This window comes from Paracoccus sp. KKT209 (assembly GCF_055635455.1).
On the sequence record NZ_JBVMWB010000002.1, the window covers coordinates 337,351 to 355,202 of the forward strand.

17 protein-coding genes and 1 pseudogene are annotated in these 17,852 nt (G+C 65.1%); 13 read left to right on the forward strand and 5 right to left on the reverse strand.

Annotation, left to right across the window (positions count from 1 at the left end; genetic code table 11):
* The first annotated feature begins 1 nt into the window (after window position 1).
* The 7 genes from ACZ2G3_RS17615 to ACZ2G3_RS17645 all read left to right on the forward strand — a co-directional run bounded on the left by ACZ2G3_RS17615 (window position 2) and on the right by ACZ2G3_RS17645 (window position 7,965).
* A complete protein-coding gene (locus ACZ2G3_RS17615; RefSeq protein WP_470399363.1) occupies window positions 2-1,705 on the forward strand; it encodes an ABC transporter substrate-binding protein in 1,704 nt (567 codons plus the stop codon).
* Window positions 1,706-1,772: 67 nt separating this feature from the next.
* Window positions 1,773-3,251, forward strand: a complete 1,479-nt coding sequence (gene glpK, locus ACZ2G3_RS17620; protein WP_470399365.1) for a glycerol kinase GlpK — start codon at window positions 1,773-1,775, stop codon at window positions 3,249-3,251.
* Window positions 3,252-3,276: 25 nt separating this feature from the next.
* Window positions 3,277-4,221: a nucleoside hydrolase gene (locus tag ACZ2G3_RS17625; RefSeq protein WP_470399367.1), complete on the forward strand. Its 945-nt coding sequence runs from the start codon at window positions 3,277-3,279 to the stop codon at window positions 4,219-4,221.
* 139 nt (window positions 4,222-4,360) lie between these two features.
* Complete coding sequence (locus ACZ2G3_RS17630; protein WP_419269721.1) at window positions 4,361-4,621, forward strand: hypothetical protein; 261 nt, start codon at window positions 4,361-4,363, stop codon at window positions 4,619-4,621.
* A 91-nt stretch (window positions 4,622-4,712) separates the two neighbouring features.
* Entirely contained in the window at window positions 4,713-5,609 is an 897-nt protein-coding gene (locus ACZ2G3_RS17635; RefSeq protein ID WP_470399369.1) for a LysR family transcriptional regulator, read from the forward strand.
* A gap of 69 nt (window positions 5,610-5,678) precedes the next feature.
* A complete protein-coding gene (locus ACZ2G3_RS17640) occupies window positions 5,679-6,620 on the forward strand; it encodes an NAD(P)/FAD-dependent oxidoreductase (RefSeq protein WP_470399371.1) in 942 nt (313 codons plus the stop codon).
* 1 nt (window position 6,621) lies between these two features.
* Window positions 6,622-7,965 carry an ABC1 kinase family protein gene (locus tag ACZ2G3_RS17645; protein ID WP_470399373.1) on the forward strand — a complete coding sequence of 448 codons (1,344 nt, stop codon included), beginning with the start codon at window positions 6,622-6,624 and terminating at the stop codon, window positions 7,963-7,965.
* Here ACZ2G3_RS17645 and ACZ2G3_RS17650 read toward each other — a convergent pair.
* Window positions 7,962-8,225, reverse strand: a complete 264-nt coding sequence (locus tag ACZ2G3_RS17650) for a hypothetical protein (RefSeq protein ID WP_419269713.1) — start codon at window positions 8,223-8,225, stop codon at window positions 7,962-7,964. The two genes, ACZ2G3_RS17645 and ACZ2G3_RS17650, sit on opposite strands and share 4 nt — an antisense overlap.
* 169 nt (window positions 8,226-8,394) lie before the next feature.
* Between ACZ2G3_RS17650 and ACZ2G3_RS17655 the strand changes: the two genes are divergently transcribed.
* Window positions 8,395-9,006, forward strand: a complete 612-nt coding sequence (locus ACZ2G3_RS17655) for a hypothetical protein (protein WP_470399375.1) — start codon at window positions 8,395-8,397, stop codon at window positions 9,004-9,006.
* A 4-nt stretch (window positions 9,007-9,010) separates the two neighbouring features.
* On the opposite strand, the gene ACZ2G3_RS17660 is transcribed toward ACZ2G3_RS17655, so the two are convergent.
* From ACZ2G3_RS17660 to ACZ2G3_RS17670, 3 genes are all read right to left on the reverse strand, one after another.
* Window positions 9,011-10,186, reverse strand: coding sequence for a nucleotide sugar dehydrogenase (locus ACZ2G3_RS17660; RefSeq protein WP_470399377.1), 1,176 nt, complete (start codon window positions 10,184-10,186; stop codon window positions 9,011-9,013).
* Between the two features lie 79 nt (window positions 10,187-10,265).
* Complete coding sequence (locus ACZ2G3_RS17665) at window positions 10,266-12,416, reverse strand: malate synthase G (protein WP_470399379.1); 2,151 nt, start codon at window positions 12,414-12,416, stop codon at window positions 10,266-10,268.
* Between the two features lie 164 nt (window positions 12,417-12,580).
* Window positions 12,581-12,763 (reverse strand): hypothetical protein, encoded by a 183-nt coding sequence (locus tag ACZ2G3_RS17670; RefSeq protein ID WP_470399380.1) that lies wholly within the window; start codon window positions 12,761-12,763, stop codon window positions 12,581-12,583.
* Between the two features lie 486 nt (window positions 12,764-13,249).
* On the opposite strand from ACZ2G3_RS17670, the gene ACZ2G3_RS17675 reads away from it, so the two are divergent.
* Window positions 13,250-14,326 carry an FAD-binding oxidoreductase gene (locus ACZ2G3_RS17675; protein ID WP_419269704.1) on the forward strand — a complete coding sequence of 359 codons (1,077 nt, stop codon included), beginning with the start codon at window positions 13,250-13,252 and terminating at the stop codon, window positions 14,324-14,326.
* Window positions 14,327-14,584: 258 nt separating this feature from the next.
* Window positions 14,585-14,892, forward strand: a pseudogene (locus tag ACZ2G3_RS17680) (DUF1153 domain-containing protein).
* Between the two features lie 82 nt (window positions 14,893-14,974).
* On the opposite strand, the gene ACZ2G3_RS17685 reads toward ACZ2G3_RS17680, so the two are convergent.
* A complete protein-coding gene (locus tag ACZ2G3_RS17685) occupies window positions 14,975-15,208 on the reverse strand; it encodes a hypothetical protein (protein ID WP_470397990.1) in 234 nt (77 codons plus the stop codon).
* A 100-nt stretch (window positions 15,209-15,308) separates the two neighbouring features.
* On the opposite strand from ACZ2G3_RS17685, the gene ACZ2G3_RS17690 reads away from it, so the two are divergent.
* From ACZ2G3_RS17690 to ACZ2G3_RS17700, 3 genes are all read left to right on the forward strand, one after another.
* The gene (locus ACZ2G3_RS17690; protein WP_470399730.1) at window positions 15,309-15,602 is read left to right on the forward strand and encodes a DDE-type integrase/transposase/recombinase; all 294 of its coding nucleotides are present in this window, start codon (window positions 15,309-15,311) and stop codon (window positions 15,600-15,602) included.
* A gap of 21 nt (window positions 15,603-15,623) precedes the next feature.
* Window positions 15,624-15,785 carry an integrase core domain-containing protein gene (locus tag ACZ2G3_RS17695; RefSeq protein WP_470397992.1) on the forward strand — a complete coding sequence of 54 codons (162 nt, stop codon included), beginning with the start codon at window positions 15,624-15,626 and terminating at the stop codon, window positions 15,783-15,785.
* A gap of 916 nt (window positions 15,786-16,701) precedes the next feature.
* Window positions 16,702-17,634, forward strand: coding sequence for an IS5 family transposase (locus ACZ2G3_RS17700; protein WP_470395316.1), 933 nt, complete (start codon window positions 16,702-16,704; stop codon window positions 17,632-17,634).
* Window positions 17,635-17,852: the final 218 nt, after the last annotated feature.

A 17,852-nucleotide genomic window follows, 5' to 3' on the forward strand; every position in this document is an offset into this window, starting at 1 on the left:
CATGAACCTGAAACTTCTGTCCACAACGGCGGTGCTGCTGGCGCTCAGCGGCCCGGCCTTCGCCGACATCGAGGCCGCGCGCGCGTTCCTCGACAAGGAGATCGGCGACCAGTCCGTGCTGACCCGCGACGAGCAGGAAGCTGAGATGCAGTGGTTCATCGACGCGGCCGAGCCCTTCCAGGGCATGTCGATCAACGTCGTGTCGGAGACCATCACCACGCATGAATACGAAAGCCGCGTCCTGGCGCCGGCCTTCACCGCCATCACCGGCATCGAGGTCACCCATGACCTGATCGGCGAGGGCGACGTCGTCGAGAAGCTGCAGACCCAGATGCAGACCGGCGAGAACGTCTATGACATGTACATCAACGACGCCGACCTGATCGGCACCCACTGGCGCTATCAGCAGGTGCGCAACATCACCGACTGGATGGCCGGAGAGGGCGCCGAGGTCACCAACCCGAACCTGGACCTGGACGACTTCATCGGCCTGGCCTCGGCCACGGGCCCCGACGACAAGCTCTACCAGCTGCCGGTCCAGCAGTTCGCCAACCTCTACTGGTTCCGCCACGACTGGTTCACCGATCCCGAGATCATGGCCGAGTTCCGTGCCGAATACGGCTATGACCTGGGCGTTCCGGTCAACTGGTCGGCCTATGAGGACATCGCCAAGTTCTTCACCGGGCGCGAGATCGACGGACAGCAGGTCTATGGCAACATGGACTATGGCAAGAAGGACCCCTCGCTCGGCTGGCGCTTCACCGATGCCTGGATGTCGATGGCGGGCATGGGCGACAAGGGAGAACCCAACGGCTTTCCGGTCGACGAATGGGGCATCCGCGTCAACGAGAACTATCAGCCGGTCGGATCCTGCGTGGCCCGCGGCGGCGCCACCAACAGCCCGGCCGCCGTCTATGCGATCGAGAAATACATCGACTGGCTGAAGAACTACACGCCCCCCGCGGCTGCCGGCATGACCTTCAGCGAAGCCGGTCCGGTGCCCGCGCAGGGCAACATCGCCCAGCAGATGTTCTGGTATACTGCCTTCACGGCCGACATGGTCAAGGAAGGCCTGCCGGTGATGAACGAGGACGGCACGCCGAAATGGCGCATGGCCCCCTCGCCCTATGGCGCCTATTGGGAAGAGGGCATGAAGGTCGGCTATCAGGACGTGGGGGCCGCCACGCTGATGAAGTCCACCCCGGTCGACCGCGCGCAGGCCGCCTGGCTCTATGCGCAGTTCATCGTCTCCAAGACCCTGGACACGAAGAAGAGCCATGTCGGCCTGACCTTTGTGCGCGACAGCTCGATCCGGCACGAAAGCTTCACCGAACGCGCCCCGAAGCTGGGCGGGCTGATCGAGTTCTATCGCTCGCCCGACCGCACCCGCTGGTCGGACACCGGCCTGAACGTCCCGGACTATCCGCGCCTGGCCCAGCTGTGGTGGCAGAACATCGGGGACGCCTCCTCGGGTGCCAAGACCGCACAGGAGGCACTGGACGCGCTGTGCGAACAGCAGGAATCCGTGCTGGAGCGCCTGGAGCGTTCGGGCGTCCAGGGCGACCTGGGGCCGGTCCTGAACGACCCGGAGGACCCGCAGGTCTGGCTGGAGCGCGAAGGCGCGCCCAAGCCCAAGCTGGAGAACGAAAAGCCCGCGCCGGTCACCATCGCCTATGAGGACCTGATCAAGCGCTGGCAGGAATGATCACGCGACGCTGACCATTCGGGGGCGCGGGAAACCGCGCCCCCTGTTCGTGACGAAAGGACCGCCCATGACTCATATCCTTGCCATCGACCAGGGCACGACGTCGTCCCGCGCCATCATCTTTGACGACAGGATGACGCCCTGCGCCAGCGCGCAGGAGGAGTTCCCGCAGCATTTCCCGCGCTCGGGCTGGGTCGAACACGATCCCGCCGATCTCTGGGCCAGCGTCGCCGCCACCTGCCGCGCCGCGATCGAGAAATGCGGCAACCCGCAGCTGACCGCCATCGGCATCACCAACCAGCGCGAGACCGTGGTGGTATGGGATCGCAGGACCGGCAAGCCCGTCCACAACGCCATCGTCTGGCAGGACCGCCGCACGGCCGAATTCTGCCGCGAGCTGGAGGCGGCAGGCCATGCCGACATGATCACGACCCGCACCGGGCTGCTGGTCGATCCCTATTTCTCGGCCACCAAGCTGAAATGGATCCTGGATCACGTCGACGGCGCGCGGGCGCGGGCGGAACAGGGCGAACTGGCTTTTGGCACCGTGGACAGTTGGCTGATCTGGAACCTGACTGGCGGCGCGGTTCATGCGACCGATGCCACGAACGCCGCCCGCACGATGCTGTATGACATTCACAAGGGCCGCTGGTCCGCCACGATCTGCGGCCTTTTCGACATTCCCATGTCGATGCTGCCCGAGGTGCGCGACTGCTCGGCCGATTTCGGCACCACGCGCCCCGACCTGTTCGGCCGGCCGGTGCCCATCACGGGCGTGGCGGGCGACCAGCAGGCCGCCACCGTGGGCCAGGCCTGCTTCAAGCCGGGGATGCTGAAATCCACCTATGGCACGGGCTGCTTTGCGCTGCTGAACACCGGCGACAAGCCGGTGGCCTCCTCGCAGCGGCTGCTGACCACCATCGCCTATCAGCTGGACGGCAAGCCGACCTATGCCCTGGAGGGGTCGATCTTCATCGCCGGTGCGGTCGTGCAATGGCTGCGCGACGGGCTGAAGATCATCCGCGACGCCAAGGAGACGCAGCCCCTGGCCGAACGCGCCGATCCCGGCCAGCAGGTGATCCTGGTCCCGGCCTTCACCGGTCTTGGCGCACCCTACTGGTCGCCCGACAGCCGCGGCGCGATCTATGGGCTGACCCGCAATTCAGGCCCCGCGGAACTGGCGCGCGCCGCGCTGGAGAGCGTGGGCTTTCAGACCCGCGACCTGCTGGAGGCGATGAAGGTCGACTGGCAGCCGCGCGGAGAGACCGCGCTGCGCGTCGATGGCGGGATGAGCGCGTCGGACTGGGCCATGCAGTTCCTGGCCGACATCCTGGGCGCGCCCGTGGACCGGCCCAAGGTGACCGAGACGACCGCCCTGGGCGCGGCCTGGCTGGCCGGGCAAAAGGCGGGGCTTTATCCCGATGCCGAAGGCTTTGCCAAGGAATGGGCGCTGGACCGCAGCTTTGCCCCGCAGATGGAGGACAGCGACCGCGACGCCCGCTATGAGGCCTGGCGCCGGGCCGTCAGGGCAACGATGAGCCTGTGACGCAGGCGCAGGGCAGGAACTGATCATGCACAAGGTGATCCTGGACAGCGACCCCGGCGTGGATGATGCGCTGGCGCTTTATTACCTCATCCGGCATCCGGACATCGACCTGCTGGGGGTGACGACGGTCTTTGGCAACGCACCAGTGAGCGTCACGACGCGCAATGCGCGCTTTCTGCTGAAGGCCTGGGGCCATGATGCACCCGTCCATCCCGGCGCCGCCGGGCCGCTGACCCCAGACATGCCGCCCGAGGCGTATCCCGTGCATATCCACGGCCAGAACGGGTTGGGCGGCTATCCCGTCCCCGATGAGGCAGTAGACCAGCCCGACAGCGCCGCGCAGTTCCTGATCGACCAGGTCCGCGCGAACCCGGGGCAGGTGCGCATCCTGGCCGTGGGGCGCATGACCAACCTGGCCCGTGCCCTGCAGCTGGCGCCCGACATCGCCGATCTGGTCGCCGATGTCGTGATCATGGGCGGCGCCTTCCGCGTGCCCGGCAACGTCACCCCGGCAGCCGAGGCCAATATCTGGGGCGATCCCCTGGCGGCGGACATCGTCTTCGGTGCGCCCTGGCGGGTAACGGCCATCCCGCTGGACCTGACCACCCGCACCTTCATGACCCGTGGCATGCTGGCACGGCTTGCAGCTGAAGGAGGACCGGGCATGCAGCTGATCGCCGACCTGTCGCAGGACTATGTCGGGTTTTACGCGCAATCGGGCTATGACGGGATGCTGGTCCATGATTGCACCGCCGCCGTCTACCTGACGGATCCCGGCCTGTTCGACCTGGCCCAGAGCGAGGTCCGGGTCCTGAGCCAGGGGATCGCCCTGGGACTGACCCTGATGAATCCGGTCACGCGCCACGGGCCCCTGGCCGCGTGGGACGGTCGTCCGCGCCAGTTCGCGGCCGTTGACGGACAGCCCGACGCCATCCTGTCGCACATCGCGCGCACCTGCGTCGGGAGTTGACCTGGTCGGAACGATGGCGCGCGATTGTCCCGTCTGGTCGAACACAGAGCGCGGAATTTCGCGTCTAATCGACGCCGCTACATCCGCTTATCTGACAGTCATCGAAACGACACATGTCGATGACCAAGGAGATACGACGATGAAAGCTCTTGTGCTTGCAATGACCGCCCTGACCCTCGCCACCGGTGCCGCCAGCGCCGCCACCGGTTCGAACGAGCGCCCCGAATTCACCGCTCCGGCCAAGGCTGCCGAAACGGTCCAGGTTCCCGCGGGCAGTGTCATGACCACCCGCGAACTGGTGCAGGCGGGACTGTCGGCTGACGACCTGGTGACGATCACCCGGATCAACACCACCGAACAAACCGCCAGCATTGATAATTCCAGCCGCGGCTTCTACTGATCGCGTCAGGGGTACCGACCCTTTGGGGCCGCCGGGCCGCCACCCTTCGGGGCTGGCGGCCTTGCCTTGTTCGGGCCCTGCCCACGGCCGCATGACGGAATTTATTATGGACATCAAGGCGCTGCGCAGCTTTGCCGCGATCATGGAAGAGGGCAGCTTTGCCGCTGCGGCCCGGCGGATCGGCGTCTCGAAAAGCATGTGCAGCAAGATGATCGCCGATCTGGAGGCCGATCTGGGCACGCGGCTTTTGACGCGGACGACCCGCGCCGTGACCCCGACCGCCGCCGGCCAGAGCTTTTATGCCGAAATCAGCGACATTCTGGCGCGTCTGGACGCCGCGACCGAGGGGGTCAGGGCCGCCTCCAAGCGGCCGTCGGGGCCGTTGAAGCTGGGCGCGCCGGTGCAATATGCGCTGAGGGTCTTTCAGCCGCACCTGATGCGCTTCATGGAGGAATATCCCGACATCCAGCTGGACGTCGTTCTGGACGACAGCCGTGCCGACCTGACCCGCGACGGCTTTGATGCCGTCATCCGTGTCGGATCGCTGGAGGACAGCGCCCTGCTGGCCCGGCGCCTGCATGATGCGCGCATCATGCTGGTCGCATCGCCCGGCTATGTCGCGCAGCATGGCAGCCCGGCACGACCTTCGGAGCTGCGCAACCACCTGTGCCTGCACTATACCAACCTGCGCGGCCCCGGCACCTGGCCTCTGCGCCAGGGGGACGAGGTCGTCTACCAGAAGATCACGCCCGCCTTTTCCAGCAACAACGGAGAGCTGTTGCGGGGTCTGGCCGTGGGGGGCAAGGGCATCGCGCTGACGCCGGAATTCCAGGTGGCCGAGGACCTGGCCCAAGGGCGGCTGGTCCCGGTGATGGCCGATTACGCGCTGCCCCGGGTGCCGGTCCATGTGGTCTATTCCAGCCGCAAGCTGGTCACTGCCGCGCTGGCGGCCTTCCTCGACTTCGTCGGCCGGCTGCACCTAGATTGAGGGGGACAAAACGCCGCCTTGCGCGCCCGGCCGCAAGCTGACCTGATGCCGCCAAAGGGAAGGGCATCCATGGACAGGCAAAGGCAGGTCGCCATCGTCGGCGCGGGGATCACCGGGCTGACCTGCGCCCGGGCGCTGGTCGAGGCGGGCTGGCAGGTTCGCCTCTATGACAAGGGGCGCGGCATCGGCGGGCGGCTGGCGACGCGGCGGACCGAGACGGGACTGCGCTTTGACCATGGCGCGCAATATCTGTGCCCGAGGGAGCTGGCCTTTGCGGCGCTGCTGCGGGGGCTGGCGACCGGCGGTCATGTCGCAGACTGGCCTGAGGGGCCCGAGGGCAGTTGGGTCGGCCTGCCCGGCATGGCGCAGGTCGGTCGCGCCTTGGGGCAGGGGCTTGACGTGGTGCAGGGGGCGATGGTGACGGGCCTCAGGCGCGACGGTGCCGGCTGGCAGCTGCGGGTCGATGACCGGACAGAGGCCGCCGATCTGGTTGTTCTGGCGATCCCGGCCCCGCAGGCGCGCGATCTGCTGGGGCAGGATCATCGCTTTGCCCCTGAACTTGCAGCGGTGCGGTATCAGGCGAATGTGACGGTGATGATGGGCCTGGCCCCCGCCGCGCCGCGTCCCTTTGCGACCCGCCGGTCCGAGGGCGCGCTGGCTTGGATTGCGCAGGATGGGACAAAGCCGGGGCGTCAGGGTCAGCCGCTGACCACCTGGGTCGTGCAGGCCGATCCCGACTGGAGCATGGCCCATATCGATCTGCCCTTCGCCCAGCTGGCGGATCTGGTCGCCCCGCAGCTGCTGACGCTGCTGGGCGCCGATCCGGCGCAGCTGCAGCACAAGGCGGCGCATCGTTGGCTTTATGCGCAGGCGGACCGGCCGCTTGGGCGGCCCTTTCTGGTCGATGATACGACAGGGCTGGTCGCCGGCGGGGACTGGGCGCTCGGCCCCTCGGCCGAGGATGGCTGGGCCAGCGGCCGCGCCATGGCCGCCCATCTGCTGGCGCGCTGAGATGAAGCCGGAGGATCGCCGCCCCCGCGCCGTGCCCCAGGGGCGTCTGTCCCGGATGCTTCGGATCGGCGGGCTGGCCACCGGCATCGGCGGCCGTGCCTTGGCGCAGGGCGCCCGCCAGATGGCGGGGGGTCAGCGGCCGCGGGCCCAGGACCTGTTGCTGACCCCGGCCAATGCGGCGCGACTGGCGGGGCAGTTGGCGCAGATGCGGGGGGCCGCGCTGAAGATGGGCCAGCTGCTGTCGATGGATGCGGGCGATTTCCTGCCTCCGGAACTGACAGCGATCTTGGCCCGGCTGCGGGCGGATGCCGACCCGATGCCGCCCAAGCAGCTGCAGCGCGTGCTGGACGCCTCCTGGGGCCGCGACTGGCTGCGCAGATTTTCGCGGTTCCAGGTGCAGCCGATCGCGGCGGCCTCCATCGGACAGGTCCATCGTGCGCAGACCAAAGATGGGCGCGACCTGGCGATCAAGGTCCAGTATCCGGGCGTGCGGGCCAGCATCGACAGCGACATCGCGAACCTCGGCCTGCTGCTCAAGATCCCGGGCGTGATGCCGCCCGGCATCGACCTGCCCGCGCTGATGGAGGAGGGGCGCAGCCAACTGCATGCCGAGGCGGATTACCTGCGCGAGGCCGAGCAGATGCGCCGATATGCCCTCCATCTGACCGGGCAGCCGGAATTCCTGCTGCCGGAGCCGGACGCGGAATTCACCACGCCGGACGTTCTGGCAATGACATATATCGACAGCCACCCCATCGAGACGCTGGCCGAGGCGCCGCAGCCGGTGCGCGACAAGGCGGCGGCAAGCCTGGCGCGTCTGGTTCTGGATGAGTTGTTCCGCTTCAACCTGATGCAGACGGATCCCAACTTCGCCAATTATCGCTGGCAACCCGACAGCGGGCGGATCGTGCTGCTGGATTTCGGCGCGACGCGCAGCTTTTCACCCTCGGTTGCGCCCGATTACCTGCGCCTGCTGACGGCCGCCCTGGCGGACGACCGGGCGGATGTGCGGCAGGCCGCCATCGACATCGGCTATTTCCGGTCGGGGACAGAGCAGCTTCACCAGGACATGCTGATGCAGATGATGGACCTGGCCTTTGCGCCGCTACGCGCCGGCGGCGTCTTCGATGTCGCGGCGACTGACATTCCACAGCGTGTGGCCGAGATGGCAATGCAGGTCGGGCAGATGCGCGCCCGCGCCGAAATGCCCCCGCCTGAGATCCTGTTCCTGCATCGCAAGATCGGCGGGCTTTACCTGCTGCTGGCGCGGCTGCGGGCGCGGGTCGATCTGGATGACCTGCTGGACACGGCACGCCTGCGGGATCAGCTGGACGCCCGGGGCTAGCGCAGGGAGTCCTCGTGCAGGCGGTCGCCGACCAGGCGCAGGATCATCTGGTATTCCTCGGCTGCGGCCAGACCCTGCCCCAGGTTGTCGGTGGGCACGGCGCCAGGGTCCTCCTGGCCGTCGCGCATGGTCTCCCGCTGCCCCAGCCAGTCCATCACCGGCTGGCGCGCCTCGGGGTTCAGGGCGGCGACAAGACGGGCCAGCAGGCGACGCTGCGCGTCCAGGCGGGCTTCGATCGTGGCGATGGCTTGATCGGTCATGGCAGTCCTCGTGTTGCGTGGGGAAGAACCCGCTTGGGCGGAGCAATCGGATAACGCAGCGGGGGTCGTGCTGGATCCGGGCGGACATGCGCCGTGGCAGTCGCCGGTCCGGCGGAACATCTGAAACGCCCGGGTGTTGGTGCGGCCTCTGGGAAAAGGATGCCGGCAGATGTGGGAATGGATCTCGGAAAACAGCGGATTGGTTCAGGCCAGCATGGCCGCGATCACGGCCGTCGTCTGGATGGTCTATCTTCATGTCATCGTGTCGGGGCTGCGCCGCCAGCGGCGGACCGAGATACTGATCCACCTGGGCGGGGCGCGCGACCTGTCGGCCCGCCTGCTGGTCAGCAACCTGGGTTTCGAGCCGATCTATGTGCTCGAGATCATGCTGACCGTCTGGACCGCCTCGGGCGAGCGGATGTCGTCGGTCGCGGACCGGACCGAGATTGCCCGCGACCAGCATGCCAGTCCGCGCGAGGCGACGCTGCAAGGGCCGCTGAAAAGCGGAGATTCCGTCGATATCGGCAGCGCGCAGAACCTGCTGGACCGAGCCCGGCACAGCAGCTTCGACGCCTTGGAGCCAGATGACGTCCGCGAGGTCGAGGTCACCGTGGCGGCGGTGACCGCCGCAGACAGCCGGATTGCGGCGGCCTCGCGCAAGTTCACCATGAAGGTGCGCGAGGGCGGCGTCTGCATCTTTCCGCAGAACCTGACCGCCCGGCAGATCCGGTCGAGCTGGCGTCGCCGGCGGATCGAGGCACAGTTAAAGGCCCTCCTCTAGGGCCTCAGTCCTCGCCGAAGAGGTCGCGGGTATAGACCTTGTCGGCCACGTCGCCCAGTTCCGGCGTCAGGCGGTTCGCGACGATCAACTGGGCCCGCCCCTTGAAGTCGGCCAGGTCTCGAACGACCTCCGATCCGAAAAAGCGGGCCTCGCGCATCGCGGGTTCATAGACCAGCACCTCGATGCCCTTGGCCTTCAGCCGCTTCATGATGCCCTGGACCGCCGACTGGCGGAAGTTGTCGGATCCCGCCTTCATCACCAGCCGGTGGATGCCCACCACCTGCGCGCCTTGGGACACGATATGATTGGAGATCACGTCCTTGCGGGTGCGGTTCGCATCGACCACGGCGGCGATCAGGTTCTGCGGCACGTTGCTGTAGTTGGCCAGCAGCTGCTTGCTGTCCTTGGGCAGGCAGTAGCCTCCGTAGCCGAACGACGGATTGTTGTAATGCGTCCCGATCCGCGGATCCAGACCGACGCCGTCGATGATCTGGCGGCTGTCCAGCCCGTTGGTCAGGGCATAGCTGTCCAATTCGTTGAAATAGGCCACGCGCAGCGCAAGATAGGTGTTCGCGAACAGCTTGATCGCTTCGGCCTCCGTCGCGCCTGTCAGCAGGACGGGGACGTCGGCATCCAGCGCGGCCTCGGCCAGAAGGTCGGCAAAGGCACGGCCGCGCGCGCTGTCCTCGCCCACCACGATACGAGACGGGTGCAGGTTGTCATGCAGCGCGCGACCCTCGCGCAGGAATTCCGGGCTGAAGATGACCTGCTGGGTGCCAAGCCGGCGCGACACGTCGCGGGTAAAGCCCACCGGCACCGTCGACTTGACCACGATCACCGCCTGCGGCGCCAGGCGGATCACGTCGCGGATCACCGCCTCGACGCTGGAGGTGTCGAAATAGTTGCTGACCGGATCATAGTTCGTGGGAGTGGCCACGATCACGAAGTCCGCATCCTCATAGGCTGTCGCGGGGTCTGTCGTGGCGGTCAGGTCCAGCGCCTGTTCGGCCAGATGGCGTTCCATGTCAGCGTCAATGATCGGGCAACGCCGGTCGTTCAACATGGCGACCCGGCCCGCGTCCACGTCCAGCGCCCGCACGCGATTGCGGGCGGCCAGAAGAACCGCGTTCGACAGTCCAACATAGCCGATCCCGGCCACGGCGATTTTCTTACCCGACATTCCGGTGCTTTTCCTTTCCAACTCCGCCCGCACCATCTTGTGCGGCAGCAGCATCACAACCGCCGCCGCATCTTTTGGTTCACTGATGCAATGCCTTGGCCTCGGCGCGCCGCTGGTGCAGCGCGGGCTCTGTATAACCGGACGGTTGGGAAGCGCCAGTCAGGACAAGGTCACGCGCGGCCTGAAAGGCGGGGCCGTCGAAGGACGGCGCCATCGGCCGGTATCCCGGATCGCCGGCATTCTGGCGATCGACCTTGGCGGCCATGCGGCGCAGCGCATCCTCGACCTGATCGACGGTGATCACCCGGTGCTCCAGCCAGTTGGCCAGGTACTGCGCGCTGATCCGGCAGGTGGCGCGGTCCTCCATCAGCTGCACGTCATCGATGTCGGGCACCTTGGAGCAGCCGATCCCCTGATCCACCCATCGCACGACATAGCCGAGGATCCCCTGGGCGCTGTTGTCCAACTCGCGCAGGACCTGCTCCTGCGGCATGGGCTCGCGGGCCAGCGCCGGCGTCAGCAGAAGGTCAAGATCGGGCAGGGGCTGGCCCTGCAGCTCGTCCTGACGGGCGGCGACATCGACCATGTGGTAATGCAGCGCATGCAGCGTCGCCGCCGTGGGCGAGGGCACCCAGGCCGTCGAGGCGCCGGACCTGGGATGGCCGATCTTGACCTCCAGCATCTCGGCCAGGGCATCGGGCTTGGCCCACATGCCCTTGCCGATCTGCGCGCGCCCCCGCATGCCGGCCGCAAGTCCGATCAAAACGTTCCGGTCCTCATAGGCCTTGAGCCAGTCGGCGGATTTCATCGCCTCCCGGCCCAGGAAGGCTCCAGCCTGCATCGAGGTATGTATCTCGTCGCCCGTGCGGTCCAGGAAGCCGGTGTTGATGAAGAAGATCCGGTTGCGGATTGCGTGGATGCAGGCGGCCAGGTTGGCGCTGGTCCGGCGCTCCTCGTCCATCAGGCCCAGCTTGACCGTGTTCGGTGCAAGGCCCAGCACGCGCTCGACATGCGTGAAGACCTCGTCGGCAAAGGCAGCCTCGTCGGGGCCATGCATCTTCGGCTTGACCACGTAGATCGCGCCGGCGCGGCTGTTGCGCGGGCCGTCGGTCTTGGCCAGGTCGTGCAGCGCGCAAGCCACCGTGACCATCGCATCCATCAACCCTTCGGGCGTCGGCCGGCCGTCCTTGCGGACAACGTCCGTGGCCATCAGGTGCCCGACATTGCGGACCAGCAGCAGCGCGCGGCCGGGCAGAGTCAGGGTGCTTCCGTCCGGACGTGTGAGGTCACGGTCGCCGGCCAGCCGGCGGGTCATGGTCTTGCCGCCCTTGTCAAAGCTTTCGGTCAGGTCGCCCTTCATCAGGCCCAGCCAGTTGCCATAGACGGCGATCTTGTCCTCGGCATCGACGGCCGCCACGCTGTCCTCGCAGTCTTGGATCGCGGACAGCGCCGCCTCCATCACCACGTCGCGCAGGCCCGAGGCCGAGGCCGCGCCGATCGGATGATCGCGGTTGATCACCAGTTCGACATGCAGGCCGTTGTGGCGCAGGACATATGCCCTGTCATCGCCCTCGGTCCGCAGGCCGACATAGGCGGCCGGTTCCGCCAGGCGCAGGGACTGGCCCTCCACCGTGGCGATCAGCCCATCGGCATCGGCGGTATAATCCGTGACAGCGACGTGGCTGCCACCCGTCAACGGGAAGGTGCGGTCCAGGAACTCCGCGGCGCGGGCTACGACGGCATCACGGCGCGCCTCGTCAAATCCCCCGGCCGGCGTCGGCCCCATCACGTCCGAACCATACATCGCATCATAAAGCGACCCCCACCGCGCATTCGCCGCATTCAGGGCAAAGCGGGCGTTGCTGACCGGCACGACCAGCTGCGGGCCGGCCATGGTGGCGATCTCGGGGTCGATGCGGCCGTTCTCGACGGTAAAGGGCGCGGGTTCGGGCACCAGATAGCCGATCTGGGTCAGGAAGGCGCGATAGGCCGCCTTGTCCCAAGGCTGGTTGCCGCGACCGCGATGCCAGGCGTCGATCTGCGCCTGCAACTCGCTCCGGCGCTCCAGGAGAGCCTTGTTCCGGTCGGCAAAGGCGTCCAGCAGATCCGCATAGCCTTGCCAGAACACCGCGCTGTCCACGCCCGTGCCGGGCAGGACCTGCTCCTCGATGAATGCGGCAAATCCCGTGTCGATCTCCAGCCCATGGCGGGCGGTGATGCTGGCATCCATGCGTGTTCCTCCTGAAGCTGATGAAAGACCGGTCCCCGTGGCACCAGTTCCTTGCCTCCCCATCTAAGGCAGGGGAGTGTTTTTGCCAAGCGGCACGGAATGTTTTTCCATTATTCTGAAAAAGCAAGACGGAAGGTCGCGAACTGAAAAAGGACGTTCATGCCTTATCTGACCCGCCATAGCCGCACCGGCACATCTTTCGCCATGACGATGCGGCGGCTGTCACCACGCGCGTTAGAGCAGGCAAGCGAAAGACACAGTCGAGCAAAACCTGGAATCGGCTCTGTCTGAATTTCACGGGCTGCGCGGGCAAGCAATGAAAGGACGAGGCCGATGAGAAGGGCCATGCAAGGCGCAAACGGCTTGGAGAAAACCCGGGCCACAGATCAGGCGAACAGCTGATTTTCCTTTAAAAACAACAAGAGGTTCAAGGATGAATACACCGAGGAGGCATCCAGATGAACAGGCCGCCTCTGTCGGCGGGACATGTCCGGCCGCGCTGACGCTGCCAATCCGGCCTTGCCGAAAAGCGATGAATTCCGACGTACATGTCTGAATCCGGCATCTGAATGTCGCAATCCAGCGCGGGTGTCGCGCGCGCACCATTAGGTTACCGCGAATCCCACCAGCAGGACGACCGAACCTTTCAATGACCCAGACCACGATCGCCACCGGGCTTGGCCCCCACCTGATCAACCTCTCCCGACCATCTGAGAGAGGTTGCGAAGATCTGCCGTCCCTTGTAGGCGGCAGGACGAGGATCGGCGTTCCGCCGGCCCATGGGCAGCACCCGGTTCTCGATCAGTCCGACACGCAGCAGGCGGCAGCATAAGATGAAGAAACCTCGACTGAACTGGTCCTCCGAGCCGTGGTCCGATGACGAACCGCTGGAATGCGTCATGGTCGTCCCCGAGACGCGCGACACGGCGACTTTCATATTCCGCGCCCCGTCGGGCGCCTGGTTCGACTATCAGCCGGGCCAGTTCCTGACGCTTGACCTGCCCGTGCCGGGCGGCAATGTGCAGCGCACCTACACGATCAGCTCGTCGCCCTCGCGGCCGCTGTCGATCTCGGTGACGGTCAAGGCGCAGGCCACCTCCATCGGCACGCGCTGGATGCTGGACCACCTTCGTCCGGGCATGCGCATCAAGGCCTTCGGTCCGGGCGGGATCTTCAGCTTTCATCGCCACGTGGCCAAGAAATACCTGTTCATCTCGGCTGGGTCGGGGATCACGCCGATGATGTCCATGACGACCTGGGCCTGGGACCAGGCGCAGGACACGGATCTGGTCTTCGTGCATGCCGCGCGCAGCCCGTCTGACATCATCTTCCGCGAGCGGCTGGAACAGTTCGCGGCCCGCGTGCCTGGCGTGCAGCTGCGCTTCACCATCGAAGAGCCCGAGCCCTTCAAGACCTGGCACGGGTATCAGGGGCGCCTGAACAGCCTGATGCTGGGCCTGATGGCGCCCGACTATCTGGAGCGCGAGGTCTTCTGCTGCGGCCCCGAGCCGTTCATGCAGGCCGTGCGCGACATGCTGGGTTCGCTTGGCTACGACATGAACCATTATCACCAGGAAAGCTTTGGGGCGCCCGTGGCCACCGAAGCCGATGCACCGGTGATCGACGACGTGTCCCCCGAAGAGGGTGCCAGTGCCGAGGTGACCTTCAGCACCAGCGGCGTCACGTCCTCCTGCGCCGAAACCGACACCATTCTGGCGGTGGCCAAGCGGTCGGGTCTGAACATCCCATCGGGCTGCACCTTTGGCCTGTGCGGGACCTGCCGGATCCTCAAGACCTCGGGCGACGTGCACATGGTCCATAACGGCGGCATCAGCGACGAGGATATCGCGGAAGGCTATATCCTGGCCTGCTGTTCGCACCCGATGGGCAAGGTCACGGTCGAGGTCTGACGCGACTGGTCACTACGACGGAATGGAAAGGGCGGGGCCGGATGGTCCCGCCCTTGGCCGTTGAATGTTCTGGAACCAACGTAGTCGACACCATTCATCCTGCTTTGCAAAGATGCAGGTTTCATCAAGCACCCCAGCCCTCTGGTCGGGGAGCGACTGGTCAACCGCACGAACAGGTTGAGCCTTTCTGTGGTGCCAGTCGTTGCCTGTATCGACCCAGTGAAAATCTGCTCATGCTACAAGGAGTGAAACGTAGCGATGAGTGGACCATTGGAAGACGTCGTCAAGCGGTGGACGGCCAAGCGCAAGTCAGCGCTGGTCATCGAGATCATTCAGGGCAAGACGACGGTGGCGGAAGCCAGCCGCGGCTATGACCTCTCCCCATCCGAGATCGAGGGCCGGGTCGATGATGCCCGTCGGGGCATGAAGAATGCGCTGCGGGCAAACCCGCTCGATGTTCGGCAGGAATACGAAAGCAGCTTCGTGACCTGCAAGAGGCCTACGGCGAGGCCATGCTGGAGCTGCGCGCGCGAAAAAAGTTGGCGGCCCTCATGGTGAGCCATTGAGCCGCCATCGGTCCGAGGCCAATGGCGAACGGAGAACGACAATTGATCCGGACGCTCCATGAGGGCCTGCTGGCAGATGGCATCAATGTGTCGCTGGTGAAGCTCTGCGCCGGGTATTGGCGTCCCGCGACGGACGGTCTACTACAAGCCGACCAAGGCCGCCCCGAAGATCGATCCCCGCTTCGCCGAGCCGATCAAGGCCATGATCGAGGAAAACCCATCGTTCGGCTACCGTATGGTGGCTTTCCTGCTGGGCTTCAACAAGAATACGGTGCAGCGGATCTTCCAGTTGAAGAACTGGCAGGTCCGCAAGCACCCTGCCGGCATGCCCGCGCATCCAGGCGCTGCCGCCCGTCGCCACCGGGCCAAACGAGCGCTGGTCGACCGATCTGGGCCGGCAGGGACGGCTGGCCTCTCTGGCCCGTGTGATCGACTGTCACACCCGGGAGCTTCTGGGATGGCACCTGTCACGCACCGGAAAGGCGACCACAGCGGCTAGCGCGCTGGAACATGCTCTGATCAGCCGCTTCGGCACCTTGGGTCGCGTCAACCGCGAGTTCTTGCTGAGGTCTGACAATGGGCTGGTCTTCACCAGCCGGCACCACACGGCCCTGGTGCGCAGCTACGGTCTGAGGCAGGAGTTCATCACTCCGCATTGTCCGCAGCAAAACGGCATGGTCGAACGTGTCATCAGGACGCTGAAGGAATGAGGAGGATCAGAAAACGGTCCAGTGGACCGTTTTCCCGACAAATGCGTTCACCGCCACCGCTTCGAGAGCATCCAGCACGCCGCGCGGGCCATCGGAGACTGGATCCAGTTCTACAACACCCGCCGGCCGCATCAGGCGCTTGCCATGCGGACACCTGCCCAGGCATTCAGATTAGCGGCTTAACCTGAGCAGATTCAGCTGGGTCAATACATGCTTGCACAGGATGAACAGCAGCGGCTTCGAGCCGACTACCGGTCGAGGCACTGCCTGGCTGCACCCGCAGAACTTGAAGCCGCCTTCCGCAGAAATCCGCTGACTTTTCGGGCTTGGGAGTGGCATGCGGATCATGATCCGGATTCCGCGCGATGACGTCGTCACGCAGGTGGTGTCAAGTCCACGGTCAGTCTGCAGCAGCAAACGCGGTTAAACAACAAAGGGCGTCACCAGTTAAACTCCGCGTTTGCCGCAAAGACCGACTGAAAAACTGTGGCAAAAAACGCGCCGCTGATAAGTGAACCCGCCACAGTAAATCGCTCAGTTCGCCAGCATAAACTCTTGCCGGTAGCCCGACATTAGCATCAGCCGAATTGGCTTCACAACAAAGGATGATACTTTTGGATGGGAAGAGACCTATCCTTTTAGATAGGAGGGGCGGGTCCAAGGGCCAGTCGCGTACAGTTCTTGGAGGACTGGCTTTCGTCTGTCTCTCAAGGCGGTCTCAGATGATGTCCCAAAGCTTTGAGAGGACCAGGTCAATATACAGCCACAGATTGTATATCATTGCTCATAAATCTGCTCAGAGGTGTACTCCTTTAGAGACATCCTCCGCTTTTCGCTAAAGCCGAAGGCCGGCTTATTTAATCAGGAAAGATCAGGGTCATCTTTTTTTATAAAAAAACCGTGGGAAGATTTCCAAACATATACCTAACCAATACGGTAAGATTATCTTTGGCTACCTAGCACCTATAATCTGATCAAAAATGGAATTTATATCGTAGGCGATTTGCTGCGGTTCAAAGCAATAGCATTCTGAGAGACCTTGTTGCACATCTCAGTGAGGGGGATTCACTGAGCGCGTCCTGAGGGTTAGGTCGAGGGCATGCCGAAGCCTTCCCCGATCCGCTACTGCACGACGAACTGGTCAGACTACAATGCGGCGCTGCGCAAGCGCGGCTCGCTGTCGGTCTGGTTCGATCCCGAGACGGTCTGGCACGCCGACAAGACCGGCAAGCGCGGGCGACCCGAGACCTTCTCGGACGCTGCCATCCAGACCTGCTTGACCCTGAAAGTGCTTTTTGGGCTTCCGCTCCGGCAGACGGTCGGGCTGGTTGAAAGCCTGATCCAGATGGCGGGGCTTGATTGGCCGGTTCCGGACTATTCGACGCTGTGCCGCCGGCAGGCGCGGATCGCGGTGCAGGTCCCGTATCGCGCGTCCGGGCAGCCCCTGAACCTGTTGATCGACAGCACCGGTATCAAGTTCCGCGGGGACGGCGAGTGGCAGACCCGCAAACATGGCCCGTCACGCCGGAGGCAATGGAGAAAGGTCCACCTCGCCATGGACGCGGGCACCGGGGATGTGCGCGCGGTCGAGTTGACCTCGAGCCGCCAAGGCGACAGCCCGCTGCTGCCGGAGCTTCTGGCGCAGATCCCGCCGGAAGAGACGATCGGCACGGTCACCGCAGATGGTGCTTACGATACACGACGATGCCATGGCGCGATCATCGACCGAGGCGCGGATGCCGTCATACCGATCCGGCGCAATGGCCGCGCCTGGAAAGAAGACTGTCCCGCTGCTGCCGCGCGAAATGAGATCCTGCGGGCAACCAGGCGCTTGGGCCGGGCGCTCTGGAAGAAGTGGACCGGCTATCACGCCCGAAGTCGGGTCGAAGCTTTGATGAACTGCCTGAAGCTCTTCGGCGAGAGGATCATGTCACGAGACCCCGCCCGCCAGACCGCCGAAATCCAGATCCGCATCGCCATCATGAACCGCTTCTCGGCCCTTGGCAGGGCCGAGATCGAAGCAGTCCGCTGAAGAATGGCGGGAAAGGGGGCAGTTATGCTCGGGGCTGATTTGCGCAACATCGCCATTCTGAGAGGCGATGAATTCGGTCTGGGCGAGTGGGAGGGCATTGCTTGAACAATAGCCGAAAGTTGCAGGAGGCCTACGGGCAGCACGGCGCTTCCATAGTATCGGAGGGCGGATCTACAGGGGCGTGGGCAAGGCAGATGAAGGGTCGCGCCCGGAGGCCG